This is a genomic window from Oricola thermophila (genome assembly GCF_013358405.1).
In the GTDB taxonomy this organism is placed as follows: Bacteria; Pseudomonadota; Alphaproteobacteria; order Rhizobiales; family Rhizobiaceae; genus Oricola; species Oricola thermophila.
The window spans coordinates 121,740-140,215 of record NZ_CP054836.1; the positions used below are offsets into that span (position 1 = coordinate 121,740).

Sequence of the window (18,476 nt, forward strand, 5' to 3'; positions counted from 1 at the left end):
GATGGTGGCGCTCAACCGGCTTCTCGACGGCGCCGAGCGTGTTTTCCTTGCCGGGGCGAATGCGCTTCTGATGATCATGTTGGCGATTAACATCGCCAACATCCTTTCTCGCTTCGTCTGGGACAAGGGGATCATCTGGGTCTTTCCCTGGACGGGCGTTCTTTTCGTTTGGGCGATTTTCCTGGCTTTCTTCGTGATGTTTCGAAAGGGGCAGGACATTGCCATCGACGCCCTGACCAGGAGCTTCGCGCCGGCGGTTCGGGCCTGGACCGATATCGTGATTTCGATCCTTTCGATCGGGCTTCTCGTTATCATCCTTGCCCAGGTACCGACATTGCTTCCCAAGCAGGTTGGTAAACTCGATCTGGTCGGATTGCAGCGCTATTGGCTTTCCGTTCCCTTCTTCGTTTCGTGCCTGCTGATTGCCTTGCATTACGTGACAACGATTGCTGCGCGCATTGCCTTTCTGCGCAATGGGGAGGATGGGAAATGACCGCTGTAGTCCTTTTTGCGATTTTTCTCGCGCTGGTGGCGCTGAGAAGCTCGATCATCATTGCAATCGGCCTTTCTGTCGTCGCGGCGCTGATCGTGAGCGGGTTCTCGGGCATGCTCTGGATCATCCCGATGAAGGTGCTGGAGAACGCGACCAATGCCTCGCTTCTGGCCATTCCGTTCTTTGTCCTCGCCGGCAACCTGATGAATGCTATCGGCATTACGGAGCGGATCTTCAACCTCGCCAATGCGCTTGTCGGTCACATGAGGGCCGGTCTGGCCCAAGTGAACGTGCTGGCGTCGGTGCTTCTCGCCGGCGGTACCGGCGCTGCTGTTGCGGATATTGCAGGACTCGGCGCGGTCGAGATCAGGGCCATGCGCGAACGCGGCTACACAGCTTCCTTCGCTTCGGCGATTACCGTCGTGTCCGCGATCGTCGCGCCCTTCATACCGCCTTCCGTGCCCCTGGTCGTCTATGCGTTCCTGTCGAACACGTCAGTCGCCCGGATGTTTCTGGCCGGGCTCGTTCCGGGGCTTCTGGTCGCGGTCAGCCTGATGTTGTTCAATCGTTACCTGGCAACGCGCACGGACTTTCCCACGCAGCCTCGTGCCACCGGCGCCGAAGTGCTCAAGCATGCACGCTCCGGTCTCCTCGCGCTGGTTGCGCCGGGGATCATCATGGGCGGCATTCTGAGCGGGTTGACCACGGCGTCCGAAGCGGGGGCCCTGGCGTCCGGCTACATCCTTCTGCTCGGCGCGTTTTTCCGCACACTGAACTGGAAGGCAATCTATGCCGCGCTGACCGAGACGGTCCTGGTGACTTCGATGATCATGATCATCATCGGTTTTGCCGGAGCCATGGGGTGGCTGATGGCGATCGAGCAGATCCCGCAGGATCTCGCACGTGCGCTTCCCGAGCTCCTGGATTCGCGCTACGCGTTTCTGGCCGCCATCGGCGGACTGGCATTGGTCCTGGGGTGTTTCATCGACGGCGTGACGATCAAGCTCCTGCTGGTGCCGATCCTGTTGCCGCTTGTCGACGCCTTCGTGGTCGACCGGGTGCATTTTGGCATCGTCCTGGAGATGTCGCTGATCATGGGTATCGCCACTCCGCCGCTGGGCATCGGGCTGTTCGTCTCGGCGCGCCTGTCCGGTGCGCCGTTCGAGACGATCGTGCGGGACGTGTTGCCGTATTTCATTCCCCTTCTTCTGGTTTTGGCGTTGCTTGTGTTGGTTCCCGGTTTTTCGTTGTGGTTGCCGAATCTCGTACTGGGACCGGTCTGACAAGCATCGTGATTTCAGCCGCGGCGGTTCATGTTTTCCGCGCTACGCCGCCGCGGCCTGTCGTATTCGGCAATGACGCCTCAGTGTGACATAGGCGGTGAAAAAGTCGGCCACGGTAGCGGTGGGATAGTCCGGCCGCAGGCGGCGCAAAGACCGGCGATCTCAACTGCGCCAGTAACATTTGCGGCATCAGCCAAATTCTCCAATCCTTTCCCGATAATGCAAGGACCAATTCGAGCGCTGAAGCCAAGGCTTCAGAACGATTAGTTCTTTATTTTCGGCTTTTTCCTTTGCTGACAGCAGTATTGGCACGATCGCATCGAGTGCCGGTGATTTCGCTTCAATGATCTCGGCGAGATCGCGCGTCGTCAGCCGATGTTTCATGCCATATCGCGCGGGAATGTCTGATTTACGCGAGTGGCCCATCAGGCGCTTGCGTGTCACGTCCTTGATATCGGTGCTGTCCACCAGGTCAGCGAACCAGTGTCGGGTAGAGTAGAGCGTGACATCCTTTCGCTCGATCTTGAGAACCTTCTTGAGGTATTGCCAGCTTTTCGTGATCGGTTGCCCCCACCTCAACGCGCCATTGGGTTTCACATACGGTTCCCATTCGGGAAACAGATATGGGCATCCGATTTCTCTGAGTTCTTCAATCCGCTCCAACAGACCAAGATCCAGGATGAGCGGATGGAGCGGGACGACACGTTGTGAAGAGGGTGTCTTGAACCGCTTCAAATCCTTTTTCGCAATGCGTCCCTTGGATGGGTTAAAGCCGCGAAGATACAGGTAGTAAATGCCGTCCCGTTCTTGGATGTCGTTCAGTTCGAGCTGACCGAGTTCTCCCGGACGAAGGCCCGTCAAGAGAAGCAGCACGTATGCCCAATAGATGTGAGACTGGACGAAATAATTGCCCGGTTTCCAGATGTGCCGTGCGCTCTCGCAGCCAACGAAAAGCGGCTGCGAGAAAATGTGAGCGACTTCGGCGTCATCGAATGAGTCACGGGGAAGGGAAACGAGATTCTCGCCACTCACATGGCTGAATACAGGTTTGTCGTAGGGGTAATAGCCTTTCCCGATGAGCCATCCAAAAAATTTCGACAGAGAATTGTGATATCCGTTGCGCAACCGGGCTTCGGTAAGGCGCTCCAGACCTTCCCATCCGTGGAGTTTCGCATAGTTGTATCTACCGGAAAGCGTGCGGGCATAGGGTTTCGGGATATTCCGTCGGTTGGGAATGTCAGGCAGCATCCTGTCGAGCTCCTCGACCCGAGCTTTGTCAAAGTCGGACACGACCGGATCTCCCATCTGATCGATGATGAATTGGACGACCAGTTGGACATCGGCTCTCGCGTCAGCATTGCCGCCGTTTTCGGTATCCTCACGAACAAACTCCTCAAGGGCATCGGAAAACTTTTCGCAGTATCGGGAGTGGTTTGCTGCCGCGTATGTTTCGGTTTGTTTCGTCAAGTCCGAGCCAGAGGGCATTTTCGTAACCGGGACCGACATCGGGGGGAGGGGCGGCTCCGAAGGTCGTATCGGATATTGGCCGGGGCTATCGGAGTTCCCTTTGAGCGCCGAGAGGGCGCTATGGTGGTGCCGGAAACTCGCCGGTACGGCACCGACCTGGAGCGCCGCCTGCATGTCCGCCCTGCCTCGCTCATAAGCTTGGACCTTCTCGGCCTGGCGTAGATAGGCTTCGGCATCCACATTCTGAGCGACGAATGCCTTGAACAGATCAAGGTAATCGGGCTCAAGCATGGTCGGATCGCACCCGGCGGCCTTGGCTCGACGCGTCAGGTTTTTCAGCAGTTCCTCGTAGTTTCGTCGGGCTTGTAGCCGTTCTTCGGAGAGGGGCCAGGCGTCTTGCAGGTAATTGCGCAGTTCCCGGACATTTTTCTGGAAGAGGGATACGAAGTCCGTGCTGTCATTCATTCGATGAACCCAGCCAATCGTCTCGGCAAGCCTGATACGGGCCTGACGATAATCGGTGGTTCTTAACGAGACTCTATAAAGCTGCTTGCCGAGAAGACGAGCTACGGTCGGGTTGAGCCGGACTTGAAGATAATAGCGTCCCTCGCGCCGTGACAGATAGGAAGCACAGGCCATGGCATCTCCGCGTACATTGGTGCGAGATGTCTCACAGTCTCCGGAACCCCTGTTCCGTGTAACTGCTTGATTTCATTGCCTGGAAATCAATGGTAGCGGAGGAGGGACTTGAACCCCCGACACGCGGATTATGATTCCGCTGCTCTAACCAACTGAGCTACTCCGCCACGGCGGCGAGGCGTGCTGCCCGCCGGGTCGCGCGGATATAAGGGGCACCCATCGGAACTGTCAAGCGCACAATCGCAGCTTGCCGCCTTGTTTTGAATGTGCAAACGCGCTTAAAACGCGTCCATCCATCAAAACCATTCCGGACATTGTCATGCCCAGCAAAAACGGTCCCAGGCTCGCCGTCATCGGTTGCGGTTACTGGGGGGCGAACCACGTGCGCACGCTTGGCGAGATGGGCGCCCTCCATTCCGTGTCGGACATCCATCTCGATCGCGCGGAAATGCTCGCCCAGCCCTTCGGCGCACGGGCCTGCAAGCCGGACGAGATTTTCGCTGACAACGATGTCGATGCCGTCGTCCTCGCGTTGCCCGCGCATGTGCACGCGGAATATGCCCTGCGCGCGATTGCCGACGGCAAGCACGTATTCGTCGAGAAGCCGCTGTCCCTGTCATCGACCGACGGCGCCAAGGTCGTCGAGGAGGCGGCGACCGCGGGCAGGGTTCTGATGACGGGGCATATCCTGCGTTATCACAACGCGTTCGTGGCGCTTGCCGAACGCATCGCCGCCGGCGATCTCGGCGAGATTCGCTATGTTCAGAGCCATCGGCTCGGTTTCGGCAAGTTCCATGCCCGGTTCGACGCGTTGTGGGACCTTGCGCCGCACGATCTTTCGCTGATGCTCACGCTGGCCGGCGGCGAGCCGGAGCGGGTGCGGGGCGTCCATCGCGGCGTATCGATAGGTACGACGGATATCGCCCATGTTCATCTCGATTTCGCCGGCGGCATGGGCGCACATGTGCATGTGTCCCGCCACAGCCCCTACCGGGAGCGCCGGTTCACGGTCATCGGGTCCGAGGGCATGGCGGTGTGGGACGATCTCGAGGACTGGCCGCGCAAGCTGGCGCTGTATCGCCACTCGATCGACCCGAAGGGAACGAACTGGGATTTCTCGCTGAGCGAGCCGGAATACGTGCCGCTTGAACCGAACATGGCCCTTACCGACGAACTGGCGCATTTCATCGACTGTATCGAAAGCGGAAAGACGCCGCTGACCGACGGTCGGCAGGGCGTTGCCGTCCTGCGGATACTGGAGGAGGCCGGGAGCTAGCGCCCCGCCTGTTCACCGCAGGTTACAAAGGCGCAAACGGATTGATGCATGTCCCCTTTACGTCCGGCGCGCATCCGCGATAAGCGGCGGGCGGGCGACGAGGAAATGAGGGCCGCCGCACTGCTGCGGGCCCGGAAACTGGGGTAGTTCATGCAATTCATCGATCTCGGCGCGCAGCGGACGCGCATTGAGCACAAGATCACTGCCGCCGTCGACGCGGTCGTCAAGAGCGGGGCATACATTCTCGGACCCCAGGTCGGTGAATTCGAACGACGGCTGGCGGAATATGTCGGCGTGAAGCATGTCGTAGGCTGCGCCAGCGGAACCGATGCCCTGCTCATTCCCCTGATGGCGAAGGGAATCGGGCGAGGGGATGCCGTGTTCGTGCCGGGCTTCACCTTCGCGGCCACAGCGGAAGTCGTCGCGCTGGCGGGCGCAGAACCCGTGTTCGTCGATATCGATCCGGACACCTACAACATGGATCCGCGTTCGCTCGAGGAGGCGATCGCCATGATCGAGACCGAAGGCCGGTTGCAGCCGAAGGCTGTCATCCCGGTCGATCTGTTCGGTCTCGCTGCCGACTATACCGCCATCGGCAGGATTGCCGCCCGGCACGGCCTGATGGTCATTTCCGACGCGGCGCAATCGATCGGCGGCGAAGCCGACAACAAGCGATGCGGAAGCTTCGGCAATGTCGCATCCACGAGCTTCTATCCGGCAAAGCCGCTTGGGTGCTACGGAGACGGCGGCGCGGTGATGACCGACGATGACGAACTTGCCGAAGTCATGCGTTCCATCGCGTTCCACGGAATGGGCACCAGCCAGTACGACAATGTCCGGATCGGCCTGACTTCGCGCCTGGACACGATCCAGGCGGCGATTCTGATCGAGAAGCTCGCCATTCTCGAGGAAGAGATGGAAGCGCGCCAGCGCGTCGCGGCGCGATACCACGAAGGGCTTTCGGACCTCGTCAAGGCGGCGTCGAACCCTCCCGGATGCCGGTCGGCCTGGGCCCAGTATGCGATCGAGCTGCCGGAGCGCGACGCGTTGCAGGCGCATCTGAAGTCGCGGGATATCCCGTCGGTGATCTACTATGTGAAGCCACTGCACAAGCAGGTCGCCTACGAGCGGTTCCCCGTTGCGCCGAACGGCTTGCCTGTTTCGGAGGCAAAGCCGAAAACCATCCTTTGTCTCCCGATGCACGCCTATCTTTCGGAAGAGGGCCAGGAACGGGTGATCGGGGAAATACGCTCATTCGTTACGGCAAACCCCGAACGGATCCCGGCGGCCGAATGAGTCTCAGCCGGCCTCGGCCATGGCCGCATCGAGCCGGGCCAGCATGGCCTCGGTTTCCGGCGAGCGCTCGGTGCGGTCGATGAAACCGCCGCCGAGAACGCGGGCGCCGGCACCTTCGCCGTCATAGAGAACGCAGGCCTGTCCGGGCGCGACGCCACCTTCTCCCGACGAGAGACGGACCCAGGTGTTGCCGGCCTCGTGGAAAATCCGTGCCGGCGCAGGCGGCCTCGTGGAGCGAACCCGCGCCATCACTTCGCGTCCTTCAGCGGGAATGTCGTCGAGCGCGCCGTCCCCGATCCAGTTCGTCTCGCGCAAATGCACGATGCGTGTGTCGAGCGCTTCACGCGGGCCCACGATGACCCGGCGCGACCGGGCATCGAGCCTGACCACGTATAGCGGCTCCCCGGTGGCAACGCCGAGACCCTTTCTCTGGCCAACCGTGTAGCGAAGAATGCCGTCATGACGCCCCAGAATCCGGCCATCGACGTGGACGATGTCCCCGGAAAGAGCGGCATCTGGGCGCAGTCGGGCGATCACGTCGGCATAGTTGCCGTTCGGAACGAAACAGATGTCCTGGCTGTCCGGCTTGTCGGCTACCAGGAGACCCATTTCCGTCGCGTGCCGGCGGGTCTCGTCCTTTGTCATTTCACCCAGCGGAAAACGCAGGAAGTCGATCTGCGGCTGGGTCGTCGCGAACAGGAAATAGCTCTGGTCGCGATCTGCGTCGACCGGACGGAAGAGTGCGCGATGCTCGCCGACCTTGCGGGACCGGATATAATGTCCCGTTGCGAGCGCGTCGGCATCCAGGTCGCGAGCCGTCTTGAGCAGGTCGGCGAACTTGACCGTCTGGTTGCACGCAACGCATGGAATGGGGGTTTCTCCCGCCAGGTAGGAATCCGCAAAGTTGTCGATCACCGCCTCGCGGAACCGGCTCTCGTAGTCGAGAACATAGTGAGGAATGCCGAGCGTCTCGCAGACGAGACGTGCATCGTCGATATCCTGGCCGGCACAGCACGACCCGGTCTTGCGGACGGCTTCCCCGTGATCGTAGAGCTGCAGGGTGATGCCGATCACCTCGTAACCCTCGGCGTGAAGCAGACCGGCAACGACCGAGGAATCGACGCCGCCGGACATGGCGACGACGACACGGGTCTTTTCCGGCGGCTTGTCGATATCGAGCGAATTCATCGTGTCGCCTGGTTGTTGCGTACCGGGCGGATATAGCTTCGTGGAGCCGCCAGTACCAGACATGGAAACGAGATTCCGGCGCGGCGGCTGCCTGCCGCAGGCATTACCAAATGCCTACCGTTGCCTTAGGTGTTTTTTAAAGCTGTGGCCGTAATGTGGCATCGTTAATGGTCTTTGAGTGTGTAGTGAGTGCAATGACCGACCAGATTCGACCGCGCGTCAAATATGTGATTGGGCCGGATGGCAGCCCCTTGACAATCAACGATCTGCCGCCTGCTTCAACCCGGCGTTGGGTGATCCGCAGAAAGGCCGAAGTCGTGGCCGCCGTTCGCGGCGGACTCCTGAGCCTTGAGGAGGCATGCCAGCGCTACGCGCTGACGGTCGAGGAGTACCTGTCCTGGCAGGCTTCCATCGACGAGCACGGCCTTGCCGGGCTGCGCACCACGCGTATTCAGCAATACCGCCACTGAACCTGCGTCGTCCAGGCAGCAGCGTCATCCACGACACGCCATCTCGAAAACCTTGGGGGCCGTTCGCGGTCAGCGGAGCATCATCGTTGCTGCTGCTGCCGTGACGACGGAGGTGGCGTAAAACCACAGGCCCGGTTGGGTGAACGCATCGGCAAGTCCGGATGTCTTGGCGGCGAATATCACCAGCGCGACAAGCAGAACGTCCATCATCGACCATCTCGATATGGCGTTGAGCAGACGATGCATGCGCTCGCGGGCAGACGAATCCCGGTTTGCGGAAAGCAGCAGGGCTTGGGTGGCAAGGATCTTCCCGGCAGGGAACAGGACGGAAAACGCCGCTATCAGAAGTGCCAGGAACGCGTCATCGGACAACCACAGTTCGCGGATCATCTCGATCAGCGATGGCGTGCGACTGAAAAAGACAAGGTGCTCGAACCGGAGCAATGGCTGGGTGATCCCCAGCGCGAGGCTGAAGGCGGATATTGTCAGGAGCAGCCCGGTGACGACACGCATGCAGCGCTCGTAGTCGGCCCCGGTCGACAAGGCAAGCGCGCAGAGGGACGGATGCGCGACCTAGCCGATCATCTCCTTGCGCTGATCGTCGGCGCCGGAGGAGCTTCCGGCACGTGCTTCGCGCACCTCGAGGCGTTCCGCTTTCTGCAGTTCCGCCTCGGCCTCGAGCAATTCCGCCTCGGCAGCTTCCTTTTGCTGCTTGAGATCGCGGATCGAGGTCATCAGGTTGTCGCGGCGCGTGCGTGCGGCCTTGGCAAAGGTCGGATAGGCAAAATGGTTCTGATCCGTAATGCCGGATTTCTTTTCCTCCGCCACGATCTGCGCGTCCAGCTCGCTGGCCATCCGTTCGAATTCGGAAATCATACTCTCAAGCTGCATGACCTGGCGATGCTTCTCCGCAACCTTGAACTGGCGGAGACGAATCATGTTGTCCCTCGGTTTCATACGCAAAACTCCTAGAACCAAACGCTAGCGGTCACTCGAATTCGACGGACGCGGATCGTATCCGCAAGCCATAACCGGCTTTTGGTAACACTTCGTTTACGTCCTCCGTTAATGATAGGCCGCAACCTTTAAGGCAGAGTAAATCCAAACTGCCATCCGGGGTGAAAGTTTGGTGAGTCAATTGAATCGCTTAGAGACGTTTTTTCATGCGGAAAGTCCGGTAACGCCGTTGAAAAAATCTAGCGATTTCAGGTGCCTGAGAGAATGGATTAATAGAGAATGAAGTCTTGCGGAACCGGAATATGTTTTGTTAACCATTCCATGGCAGCCTAGACGCGGGCCAATGTGATTCTGCCTCAGGATCGGACGGACGCGATCATCGGGCAGGAGAAGGGGAAAGAAATGCGAGTTTTGCTCATCGAGGACGACAGCGCGATCGCACAGAGCATCGAACTGATGCTGAAGTCGGAGAACTTCAACGTCTATTCGACGGATCTTGGAGAAGAGGGTGTCGACCTTGGAAAGCTCTATGACTACGATATCATCCTCCTGGATCTGAATCTGCCTGACATGTCCGGCTACGAGGTGCTTCGCACGTTGCGCCTCTCCAAGATCAAGACCCCCATTCTCATCCTGTCCGGCATGGCCGGTATCGAGGACAAGGTGCGCGGTCTCGGGTTCGGTGCGGACGATTACATGACCAAGCCGTTCCACAAGGACGAGCTGGTCGCGCGCATTCACGCCATTGTCCGGCGGTCGAAAGGGCACGCGCAGTCGATCATCACGACCGGCGACCTCGTGGTCAATCTCGACGCCAAGACGGTGGAAGTCGGCGGCCAGCGTGTGCATCTGACCGGCAAGGAATACCAGATGCTCGAGCTGCTTTCCCTGCGCAAGGGCACGACCCTGACCAAGGAAATGTTCCTCAACCATCTCTATGGCGGCATGGACGAGCCGGAACTGAAGATCATCGACGTCTTCATCTGCAAGCTGCGCAAGAAACTCGACGCGGCGTCCGGCGGGGTCAATTACATCGAGACTGTATGGGGGCGCGGCTACGTGCTGCGCGAGCCGGAGCAGGTTTCGATGGCCGAAAGTGCCTGATCGGCCCTATTCTCTCTCATCCTGATCGAACAAGGCCCGGCCTGGATTGGCCGGGCCTTGTTCGTTTCGGCGTTGCCCATCCCCCGCGCGAGGACAGGCGGTTCAAGCCGCGTGCTTGACGGTCTGAAGACGGCTGATGAGCTGGTTGCGATCGAACGGCTTCATGAGATAGTCGTTCGCGCCGGCTCGTTTCGCCCGCGTCATCTGCGCCAGGTTCATCTCGGTCATCATCACGAAGATGGTCGGCTGCTGAACGGCGTGCATGGCGCGAATGTGGCGAATGAAATCGGTCACGTCCATGTCGGCCAGATCGTTCTCGACGATAACGACTTCGGGCGAATAGGATGAAAATGCGGACAGTCCGGAACTGCCGGTTTCGGCGTCGTAAACCTCATCCCCCGAGGTCGTCAGTATCCGTTTTGCCACCTTGCGAACAACGCCGGACCCATCGACTATCAAATAACGAGTCATTTGATACCATCCTTTCCATTCCTCCGCTCACGCGGAAAGTCCCCACAATCGCGAAGGACCATATCCGAAAAAATTGAAGGAAGCCGAAAGTCGCTATCCGGCAATTTCACCTTTGCCGAAACGATCGGTTAACCATGGTCCGATGGCCGATCAGGCCGCCGTGAAGACGATTTTCTCGTCGTCCGAGGCGATGTCGATCTTCATGCCCGCATCCGATGCCAGCAGCAGCGTGTAGTAGGCCTGTACGGAATGCGCATCCACCGGCTCGTCGAGCGGCGCGCCATATTGCATGGCGGTATGAAGTTCGTCGAACTTCGTGGGAACGCGAAGAAGCCTGCCGGCGGCCGTGACCGTGAATTTCAGCGAATCCGGCAGACCCTCCAGCACGATATCGAGATTGCCGCCGCGGGGTATCGCGGCATTGCCGATCAGGACGAGGTTCAAGAGCAACTTGACCTTGTTCTTCGGAAGGTAGCCGCGATCGCCTGTCCATGTGAACTCGGGCTTCTCGCCCTTCATGAACTCTTCGGCCACGGCCTGAGCGTCGCCCGTGTCTATTTCCACGCCGGCAGAACCGGCCGCGCCAAAGGCGATGCGCGCAAATTGCAGCCTGGCCGACGCGTTGCGTGCACTGGTCCGGATCAGGTCCATCGCCGCCTCGTCCGTGCCACCCTCGTCCAGCAGTTCGAGGCCATTGTTTATGGCCCCTACAGGCGAGATGATGTCATGGCAGACCTTGCTGCACAGCAGCGCTGCGAGATCCGACGGCGACAGCGTGAAAATCGACGGCATGGTCAGGCTCCGGTTTGCCGCTTCGCGGCGAATCAGTGTTTCGTCCATCGACTGGCGTAACATCGGCACTTTCGGACAGGCAAGAAAGCCGGGTTTTCACCATCGGTAGCGGGTGTCCCCGTTTTCCGCGGAAAAGCATTAATGATGCGTAAACTCTGGAGGCGTAAAACCAAGCCTGAAGAAAAGAGTCCGTTAAACGGACCGGGCATTCGCATTGCAGCGGCAGGCGGCTGACAAGGACGGCAGGAAGGGACAAGATTTTCCCGAGCGTTGGAAGGAACCCCCATGATCCAGCTTAGCAAATCCGCGCCAAATGTCCGCGTCGCCAGGGTCCCGAGATTCGTACCCCTTCTGCTGGCGATCGCGGTTTCCGTCATGGTCGCCGCGATGCCGATGAAGGCGCGTGCCCAGGCCGCGGACACCTACACGGTCCAGGAAATCATCGATGCCGGGCACACGTTCTTCGGCGCGACATCGGGCGGCCTTGCGTCGGTGATCGAGAAGATTTTCGCCAGCTACGGCCTGCCCAACGGCTACATCCTGGGACAGGAGGGCTCCGGGGCTTTCGTCGGCGGCCTGACCTACGGAGAGGGCACGCTCTATACGAAGAATGCCGGCGATCACACCGTCTTCTGGCAGGGGCCGTCGGTGGGCTGGGATTTCGGCGCCGACGGCAACCGGACGATGATGCTGGTCTACGACCTGCAGAGCGTCGACGGGCTCTATGGCCGTTATGGCGGCGTTTCCGGATCTGCCTATCTCGTGGCCGGAGTTGGGTTCCACGTGCTGAAGCGCGGCAATGTGTTGCTTGTGCCGGTGCGGACCGGCGTCGGCGCACGCCTCGGCGTGTCGGTCGGCTATCTCAAGGTGACGCCCATGCCGACCTGGAATCCGTTCTGAGTAGAGTTTCCCCGGATCAGGCCCGGCCAGCGAGAAAGGAATTCGCCGGCTCTCGCGGTGTACCTTTGCACTGGATTGTTGGCCCTTTCCGTGGCAGATGCTAGCCTGCCGCCCAAGGAAACAGGCCTTGATCCAATCGGTACTCATATTTTCGCTCGGCTTTCTTGCAGCCGTATTGCTGGCGCTCCTCGTCGCGCCGGCAATATGGCGTCGTGCTGTCTTTCTGACGCGCAAGCGCATTGAGTCGGCATTACCACTGTCCATCAACGAACTGAACGCCGAGAAGGACATGTTACGCGCTCAAAACGCAATCGCGTTGCGGCGCGTGGAGATGCAGGTCAAGTCACTGCGCGAGGAAAATGTCGCCCGGAAGGCGTTGACCGAGGAGCAGAATGCAAAAATCCATGACCTTGAGAAGAAACTCGCCGGCAGCGAGGCCGAGGGCGAGCGTCTGAAGGGCGAGGTCGCATCGCTTGTCCAACGGGTACATGAACTGACCACGGAACTCTCGGATGTTTCGGTCGCGCTGGAATCGACGCGTACCGAACTGGAAATTCGCACGGACGAGTTGAAGAGCGCCAAGGGCGAAACAGCAGACCGCGAGCGCGAACTGGAGGCGAGGAGCCAGGACATCAGCAATCTCGAATTGCGGATCAGTGCGCTTCAGGCGGAGATCGCCGAACGGGATATCCGCATAGGCGAGTTGAACGAGGACGTGGCAGGGCTGAAGGAGGTGCGCAGGGACCTGCAGCGGGAGATTCGCGAACTGGGCGCCGAAGGCCGGGCTACCGGCAGCACGTTGGCCGCCGAGCGCAAGCGGTTCGCACAGATCGAAGCGAAACTGGAACAGTCCATATCGCAGGTATCCACGCTGGAAGAGAAACTCGAACGGCGCAGCAAGGAGTTGCAACGTTCGCGCGAGGAAAATGATTCGCTGCGCATCGCTCTGCGCGATCTTGAGCAGAGGGCAGAGGCGGCAGAGCGCCAGAACGAGGCGCATGAAAGCCAGATCGCCGAGATGACAATACGCATCGACCGGTTGATGTCCGCATCGGAGGAGGAAAACGGGAACGAGGATTCGATGGGAGAATTGCAGCTGAAGTTGGCCCAGCAGTCGGTCGCGATCCGCTCCCTTGAACTGGAACGGGACCAGTTGAAGCGCGAACTGGCCGCGGCCAAAGCCGATGGTGACTCCGGAAACGGCGATACCGTCCTGCGCGACAAGCTCAACCAACTGGCGGCGGAGGTCGTTGCGATGGCGGCGCGGCTCGAGGGGCCGCAATCCAGGATCAATGCGCTGCTCGCCGAGGACGATTCGACATCTGCCGGTGAAGTCGTCAGCCTGGCGGATCGCATCAAGGCATTGCAGCGCGCGGTCGATGTTCAGCGCAACAGCGCATGAGTCCCGGTCAATCTCCCCGCGCCGTTCTCAGCTGATGAAGCGCGACGGCTCCGGCCGTGGCCACGTTCAGGCTGTCGAAGCCCGGCGCCATCCCGATCGACAACGTTTCCAGGCGGGTGAGCCATTCCGGCGCGAGTCCGTGGCCTTCGCTGCCGAGGACAAGAGCCTGGCGGCTGGCTGGTTTCCAGTTCGCGATGTCGATCCGGCCGGCAGGTGAAAGGGCGGCGACAGCGACGCCATTCCGACCGAGCCGTTCAACCGCGTCCTGCATCGATGCAGTCCGGAAGAACGGGACGCGCAACACGCCGCCGACCGATACGCGTACCGCCTTTCTGTACAGCGGGTCGCAACATTGCGGATCGAGAAGTACGGCATCGACACCGAATGCGGCGGCATTTCGGAATATGCCACCCATGTTGTCGTGGTTGGAAATGCCGGAGAGCAGCAGAACGGTTCTCCAGCTCGCGGGCAGCGGTTCCGGGGGGATGGCGATGTTGTCGGGAATGCGTGCGATGGCGAGTATGCCGCGATGAATGTGGAAGCCGGCAATCGCATCCATGACATCCTGCGCCGCGCAATAGACCGGCACGCTTTCGGGCATGGCCCCGATCAGGTCAGCGATCCCGCCAACACGGTTTTCGAGTACGAGCAGGGAATGGACAGGAAAGCGGTCCTGGGCGACGAGGACCTGCAGAACGGTCTTGCCTTCGGCAATGAAATGGCCGTGACGGCGCACGAGATCGCGTTCGCGGATATCGCGATAGGCCTCAATGCGCGGATCGGCGGGGTCGGTTATCCGCGTCAGGCGACTTTCGGAAACAGTCATGCGGAGGCGCCGGTTTTCTCGCGGGCTTCCCGTGCCATCGCGGCCAGGACGCTGCGCAGGTCCTCGGCCCTTTGCAGCGGGCTCGGAAACCAGATGCGGGCAATCCGATCGCCGTCGACGAGTTCCATGCCTTCGGCGTCGAGCGTGGCCAGCTTCCAGCGGCCGGCATCGGCTTTCGCGAAGACCCTGGCGTACAGGTCAATCGCTTCCCCGTGATCCTCGTTCATGTGGTTTATCGCACTTTCCTCGATCCCGGCGATGCCGGCGATATCGCCGCGTGGTGCAAGGTCTTCCGCTGTCAGCTCGTAGGCCTTGCCGAAACCGCCGTTCATACTGGCCCTGGAGATGGTAAGCCGGAAGAAGGCAAAGTCGCCGAAGTCTGCATAGAGTGCAGCTTTCGGATGACGCGCCAGATAACGGCGGCGAATCCGGTCGTGATCGGCCGTGCCGCGTTCGACCGGACGGGCACGCAGGAACAGCGATATGCGGGGATGGGCAAGCGGGTCGCCCTTGCCGACCTCGCCAACGAGGAGTGAGCAGTCCGGCGCCTCGACAATGGCGCGGGTGTGCCATGCCAGCGACGAGACGAGAATGACCGGGGTTCCGTCGAAGTCGGTCGCAAGCGCAACGCGGCTCGCTCCCGGAATGCCTTTCTCGCCCGGCATCATGACGGCAAGCGCGCCGTGACGAGCAGTCGCAACGAGCGTGCGAGCGAGCCGTATCGCCTCTTCGTCGGTTTCGCGGACGAGCTTCTGCTGTTTGTCGGGGCCGTTCTCGCTGGCACTCATGACATTAGATCTTTCTATCTGTTGATGTCGTGGTCCGGCGCATGGCCGCTTGCGCCGGGAGGGGTTATGTCATCCAAATCTGGATAGCGAAAGGCAAGCCGGAAACACATCCGATGGCGAAGCTCTATTTCCACTACGCGACAATGAACGCCGGCAAGTCGACCATGTTGTTGCAGGCGTCGTACAACTACCGCGAGCGCGGAATGCATACCTTGCTCTTCGTTGCCGGCCATTACCGCAAGGAGGAGGATCTCGGCTACATTTCCTCTCGCGTGGGGCTGGAATCGGATGCCGAGATGTTTCGTTCGGGCGACGATCTGTTCGAGCGGATCCGCGAGCACCACCAGTCGAAGACGACGCACTGTGTCTTCGTCGACGAGGCGCAATTCCTCGAGGAAGAGCAGGTCTGGCAACTGGCACGTGTCGCCGACCGTCTCGGCATTCCTGTCATGTGCTACGGACTCCGGACGGATTTCCAAGGCAATCTCTTTTCCGGGTCCCGGGCATTGCTGGCAATCGCCGACGAACTGCGCGAGGTTCGAACGATCTGCCGGTGCGGGCGCAAGGCCACAATGGTCGTTCGCCTGGGGCCGGACGGCAAGGTTGCCAAGGACGGCGACCAGGTGGTGATCGGCAAGGATGCCTATGTGTCGCTGTGCCGTCGTCACTGGGAAGAGGAGATGGGGCACATTCCGGCCGAAGACATGATCGGTTTTTCCAAGCCCTGACCTCGTCCCGCTTGAAACTTCCAGAGTCGGTCGCCACAGTCTATACCCGTATGACCTGAGGGAATCCGGCCGAACCGGCCGGGAAACGGAGACCGTGTACATGGCGACCTTGCAGAATTTTGATGCCGAGATCGAGAAGACCAAGCAGGTCGTCGAGGACATGCGCTCCAAGATCGAACAGTCGGGCGTTGTGCTCGACAAGTTCGCGAAGGCCGACAAGGCCATAGGCGACGCCGAATTCGATATCGAGAATGCCCGCATCCAGGACGTGCTGAAGCAGCAGAAGGTCATGGAGGCGAACATTGCCGACCTGATCATCGGCCTGGAGGACGCCACCAACGTATTCGGGACCGAATTCGAATCGATGAAATCCTATACCGGCTTCGAAAAGCTGGTCGGCCTGTTTTCCAAGCAGCGCATGCAGCGGATGCGTTCGGAACGCGTGCGCAACATGTCATTGGCCGGAAACCTGCAGGAACTGCTCGCGAAATCGGACACCATCGTCGGCATACTGACAGATCAGAAGAACATCCTCGATACCCGGTATGCCACGTCGGAGGACAGCCTCAGGACTGTCATCGAACGTCGCAAGAAGACCATGGAAGAACTCGAGACGACACAGAAACGGATTGAGGAACTGAATCCGCTGTTGCTCGATCTCGAAAACCGAATTGCGGCAACGACCAACCAGAAGGACCGGACGGAACTGGAAGGCGAACGCTCGAAGCTGGCAACCGAGTACAACGAGAAGCAGGCGCTGGAGCAGACGTTGCTGGCAGAGAGCCAGACACTTGAACGCTATACCTCGATGTTCCAGACCTTTGTCGATTCCCTGAACAACCAGATCGCGGCCCAGCAGACGCTGATCAACAAGCTGACCATCGATACCGAACAACGCATCGTCCTCTACAAGGCGCTGGAAGACTCGCTGAAGACGGCGGCGCAGCAGGATGTCGCGCACAAGATCAACACGCTTGGCAGCCAGGTCGATACCGCGGCCGAAACGACGATGGCCGGCATCGGCGCCGCGGCACAGAAGCATATCGGCGACCTGCTCGAGATGCACGAGAAGAACATGGTCGCGACGCAGGACATCCAGAGGCGCAAGAAGCTGGCCGACGACGCATTCGCCCGTCGCTTCGACGATGTCATGAAGAAGCACAACGCCGCGGACTATGTGCGCCAGTAGGGGCACGAGTTTGCCGCGGGAGGCATTCGAACCGTGAAAGCGCAACGATCCGCGTCGACGCCGGTCGACCGCTATTTCGCCTCCATCGGGGCGGCACTGGACGGGCTCGGCGTATTCCTGCGTGACGATTCTTCGCCGCTCTACAAGCACGGCCTCATCGCGAGAATCGTGACGGAATACGTCCAGCGACTGGCCACATCCTTCGACTGTTGGCAGCATCATCTCGACTACGCGAAATCCTTTCGGATCTCGCGCGCGGAAAGCGGGTTCCCGGTGTTCCAGAACGTGTTGGAGCTGGAGAACGACCGACGCACGGCCAAGGCGCGGCTCGGCGAGATTGCGGATCCCGCCACGCTGCGTGAAGAGATGGCGGACTTCATCCTGCGTCACAAGGCGTTTCCCGCGGAGTTGCAGCAATTGATGGCCGAGCGGCTCTACCTGGAAAAGGTCCAGGAGGGACACGTCTTCTCGCCGCTGGTGTTGCCGGAAACGGTGAAGGTCTCAGTCAATCCGAAGACAATGCGGCCATACTATCTCGTCCACTGGGGCGCTTTCGACGGCACGTCGAACCTTCCGCTGGTCTACAGCGTCATGGTCGAGGATTCTTCCACCGACCTGGTGAAACTTCTGGTCACGAAGGATGGCAAGCTCGATAGCTCGGTAGACATACCGCTTCCCGTAGGCGGGCTGCTCAACCCGGAGCTGGCGCGCGAGTTCGATGCCTTCGTGGAACGCAATTCCGCCTATTCGCTTTCGCCGTCGACAATCGCCACCAATCTGGACACGGATTTCGACGTGCTGCACCCGAAGCAGTTGCGGCGCATCGTGCTCGGGCCCTTCTACTCGGCCGGCATCACAGCGCACAACCAGCGGGTCAATCACATCCTCGAACAGGTTGCAGACCCGTTGAACGCCTGGCTGCTGACATGGACGATACAGGACGTCTATTCAAAGGCCGAGAAGCCGGCGCGCAAGGGGCTGTGGTCATCGGAACCGGCGCGGGAAGAGTTCCACATAGAGACGAGCGATCTCGAAGCTGCGCGGATGGGCGTATCTGCATACGAGAAGCACGCCCTGATTCCGCATGAGGCGTACCAGGCGCTCTATGCAGCAGGGGAGACCGAGAGCGTCTTCAAGGGCTACCAGACGCATATCATTTCAGGCGGGCAGGTGATTACCGATGTGTGACCGCAGCATGTCCGGAAAG

19 protein-coding genes and 1 tRNA gene are annotated in these 18,476 nt (G+C 60.1%); 11 read left to right on the forward strand and 9 right to left on the reverse strand.

The window, feature by feature from the left end:
* Nucleotide 1: 1 nt before the first annotated feature.
* Entirely contained in the window at nt 2–493 is a 492-nt protein-coding gene (locus HTY61_RS00495; RefSeq protein ID WP_246273080.1) for a TRAP transporter small permease, read from the forward strand.
* On the forward strand, nt 490–1,776 hold the full coding sequence (locus HTY61_RS00500) for a TRAP transporter large permease (protein WP_175274949.1): 1,287 nt from the start codon (nt 490–492) through the stop codon (nt 1,774–1,776). Before HTY61_RS00495 ends, HTY61_RS00500 begins: the two co-directional genes overlap by 4 nt.
* A 189-nt stretch (nt 1,777–1,965) precedes the next feature.
* On the opposite strand, the gene HTY61_RS00505 is transcribed toward HTY61_RS00500, so the two are convergent.
* A complete protein-coding gene (locus tag HTY61_RS00505) occupies nt 1,966–3,882 on the reverse strand; it encodes a site-specific integrase (RefSeq protein ID WP_175274950.1) in 1,917 nt (638 codons plus the stop codon).
* Between the two features lie 90 nt (nt 3,883–3,972).
* Nucleotides 3,973–4,049: transfer RNA gene (locus tag HTY61_RS00510), tRNA-Met, on the reverse strand.
* Nucleotides 4,050–4,201: 152 nt separating this feature from the next.
* Here HTY61_RS00510 and HTY61_RS00515 point away from each other — a divergent pair.
* A complete protein-coding gene (locus HTY61_RS00515) occupies nt 4,202–5,158 on the forward strand; it encodes a Gfo/Idh/MocA family protein (RefSeq protein ID WP_175274951.1) in 957 nt (318 codons plus the stop codon).
* A gap of 150 nt (nt 5,159–5,308) precedes the next feature.
* The gene (locus HTY61_RS00520) at nt 5,309–6,454 is read left to right on the forward strand and encodes a DegT/DnrJ/EryC1/StrS family aminotransferase (RefSeq protein ID WP_175274952.1); all 1,146 of its coding nucleotides are present in this window, start codon (nt 5,309–5,311) and stop codon (nt 6,452–6,454) included.
* Nucleotides 6,455–6,457: 3 nt separating this feature from the next.
* On the opposite strand, the gene mnmA is transcribed toward HTY61_RS00520, so the two are convergent.
* A complete protein-coding gene (gene mnmA, locus HTY61_RS00525; RefSeq protein ID WP_175278352.1) occupies nt 6,458–7,642 on the reverse strand; it encodes a tRNA 2-thiouridine(34) synthase MnmA in 1,185 nt (394 codons plus the stop codon).
* Between the two features lie 194 nt (nt 7,643–7,836).
* Here mnmA and sciP point away from each other — a divergent pair, with 194 nt between their 5' ends.
* Nucleotides 7,837–8,112, forward strand: coding sequence for a CtrA inhibitor SciP (gene sciP / locus HTY61_RS00530; RefSeq protein WP_175274953.1), 276 nt, complete (start codon nt 7,837–7,839; stop codon nt 8,110–8,112).
* A gap of 69 nt (nt 8,113–8,181) precedes the next feature.
* Here sciP and HTY61_RS00535 read toward each other — a convergent pair whose 3' ends face one another.
* Both HTY61_RS00535 and HTY61_RS00540 read right to left on the reverse strand, forming a co-directional pair.
* A complete protein-coding gene (locus tag HTY61_RS00535) occupies nt 8,182–8,625 on the reverse strand; it encodes a paraquat-inducible protein A (RefSeq protein WP_175274954.1) in 444 nt (147 codons plus the stop codon).
* Nucleotides 8,626–8,685: 60 nt separating this feature from the next.
* Nucleotides 8,686–9,069 carry a flagellar export protein FliJ gene (locus tag HTY61_RS00540; RefSeq protein WP_175274955.1) on the reverse strand — a complete coding sequence of 128 codons (384 nt, stop codon included), beginning with the start codon at nt 9,067–9,069 and terminating at the stop codon, nt 8,686–8,688.
* A gap of 402 nt (nt 9,070–9,471) precedes the next feature.
* Here HTY61_RS00540 and ctrA point away from each other — a divergent pair, with 402 nt between their 5' ends.
* A complete protein-coding gene (ctrA, locus tag HTY61_RS00545; RefSeq protein WP_175274956.1) occupies nt 9,472–10,173 on the forward strand; it encodes a response regulator transcription factor CtrA in 702 nt (233 codons plus the stop codon).
* A 102-nt stretch (nt 10,174–10,275) separates the two neighbouring features.
* Here the strand turns inward: ctrA and HTY61_RS00550 are convergent, their stop codons facing one another.
* The gene (locus tag HTY61_RS00550) at nt 10,276–10,644 is read right to left on the reverse strand and encodes a response regulator (protein ID WP_175274957.1); all 369 of its coding nucleotides are present in this window, start codon (nt 10,642–10,644) and stop codon (nt 10,276–10,278) included.
* A 150-nt stretch (nt 10,645–10,794) separates the two neighbouring features.
* Nucleotides 10,795–11,436, reverse strand: a complete 642-nt coding sequence (chpT, locus tag HTY61_RS00555) for a histidine phosphotransferase ChpT (RefSeq protein WP_428978298.1) — start codon at nt 11,434–11,436, stop codon at nt 10,795–10,797.
* 375 nt (nt 11,437–11,811) lie between these two features.
* On the opposite strand from chpT, the gene HTY61_RS00560 reads away from it, so the two are divergent.
* Together HTY61_RS00560 and HTY61_RS00565 are read left to right on the forward strand one after the other, a co-directional pair.
* A complete protein-coding gene (locus HTY61_RS00560) occupies nt 11,812–12,336 on the forward strand; it encodes a DUF1134 domain-containing protein (protein WP_246273081.1) in 525 nt (174 codons plus the stop codon).
* Between the two features lie 127 nt (nt 12,337–12,463).
* A complete protein-coding gene (locus HTY61_RS00565) occupies nt 12,464–13,738 on the forward strand; it encodes a coiled-coil domain-containing protein (RefSeq protein ID WP_175274959.1) in 1,275 nt (424 codons plus the stop codon).
* A 7-nt stretch (nt 13,739–13,745) separates the two neighbouring features.
* Here HTY61_RS00565 and HTY61_RS00570 read toward each other — a convergent pair whose 3' ends face one another.
* Both HTY61_RS00570 and HTY61_RS00575 read right to left on the reverse strand, forming a co-directional pair.
* Entirely contained in the window at nt 13,746–14,564 is an 819-nt protein-coding gene (locus HTY61_RS00570) for a TrmH family RNA methyltransferase (protein WP_175274960.1), read from the reverse strand.
* Nucleotides 14,561–15,352, reverse strand: a complete 792-nt coding sequence (locus HTY61_RS00575) for a HugZ family pyridoxamine 5'-phosphate oxidase (protein WP_175274961.1) — start codon at nt 15,350–15,352, stop codon at nt 14,561–14,563. Before HTY61_RS00575 ends, HTY61_RS00570 begins: the two co-directional genes overlap by 4 nt.
* 113 nt (nt 15,353–15,465) lie before the next feature.
* Here HTY61_RS00575 and HTY61_RS00580 point away from each other — a divergent pair, with 113 nt between their 5' ends.
* The 3 genes from HTY61_RS00580 to HTY61_RS00590 all read left to right on the forward strand — a co-directional run bounded on the left by HTY61_RS00580 (nt 15,466) and on the right by HTY61_RS00590 (nt 18,457).
* A complete protein-coding gene (locus HTY61_RS00580) occupies nt 15,466–16,080 on the forward strand; it encodes a thymidine kinase (RefSeq protein WP_175274962.1) in 615 nt (204 codons plus the stop codon).
* 100 nt (nt 16,081–16,180) lie between these two features.
* Nucleotides 16,181–17,269 (forward strand): hypothetical protein, encoded by a 1,089-nt coding sequence (locus HTY61_RS00585; RefSeq protein WP_175274963.1) that lies wholly within the window; start codon nt 16,181–16,183, stop codon nt 17,267–17,269.
* 33 nt (nt 17,270–17,302) lie between these two features.
* Nucleotides 17,303–18,457, forward strand: coding sequence for a hypothetical protein (locus tag HTY61_RS00590; RefSeq protein ID WP_175274964.1), 1,155 nt, complete (start codon nt 17,303–17,305; stop codon nt 18,455–18,457).
* Nucleotides 18,458–18,476: the final 19 nt, after the last annotated feature.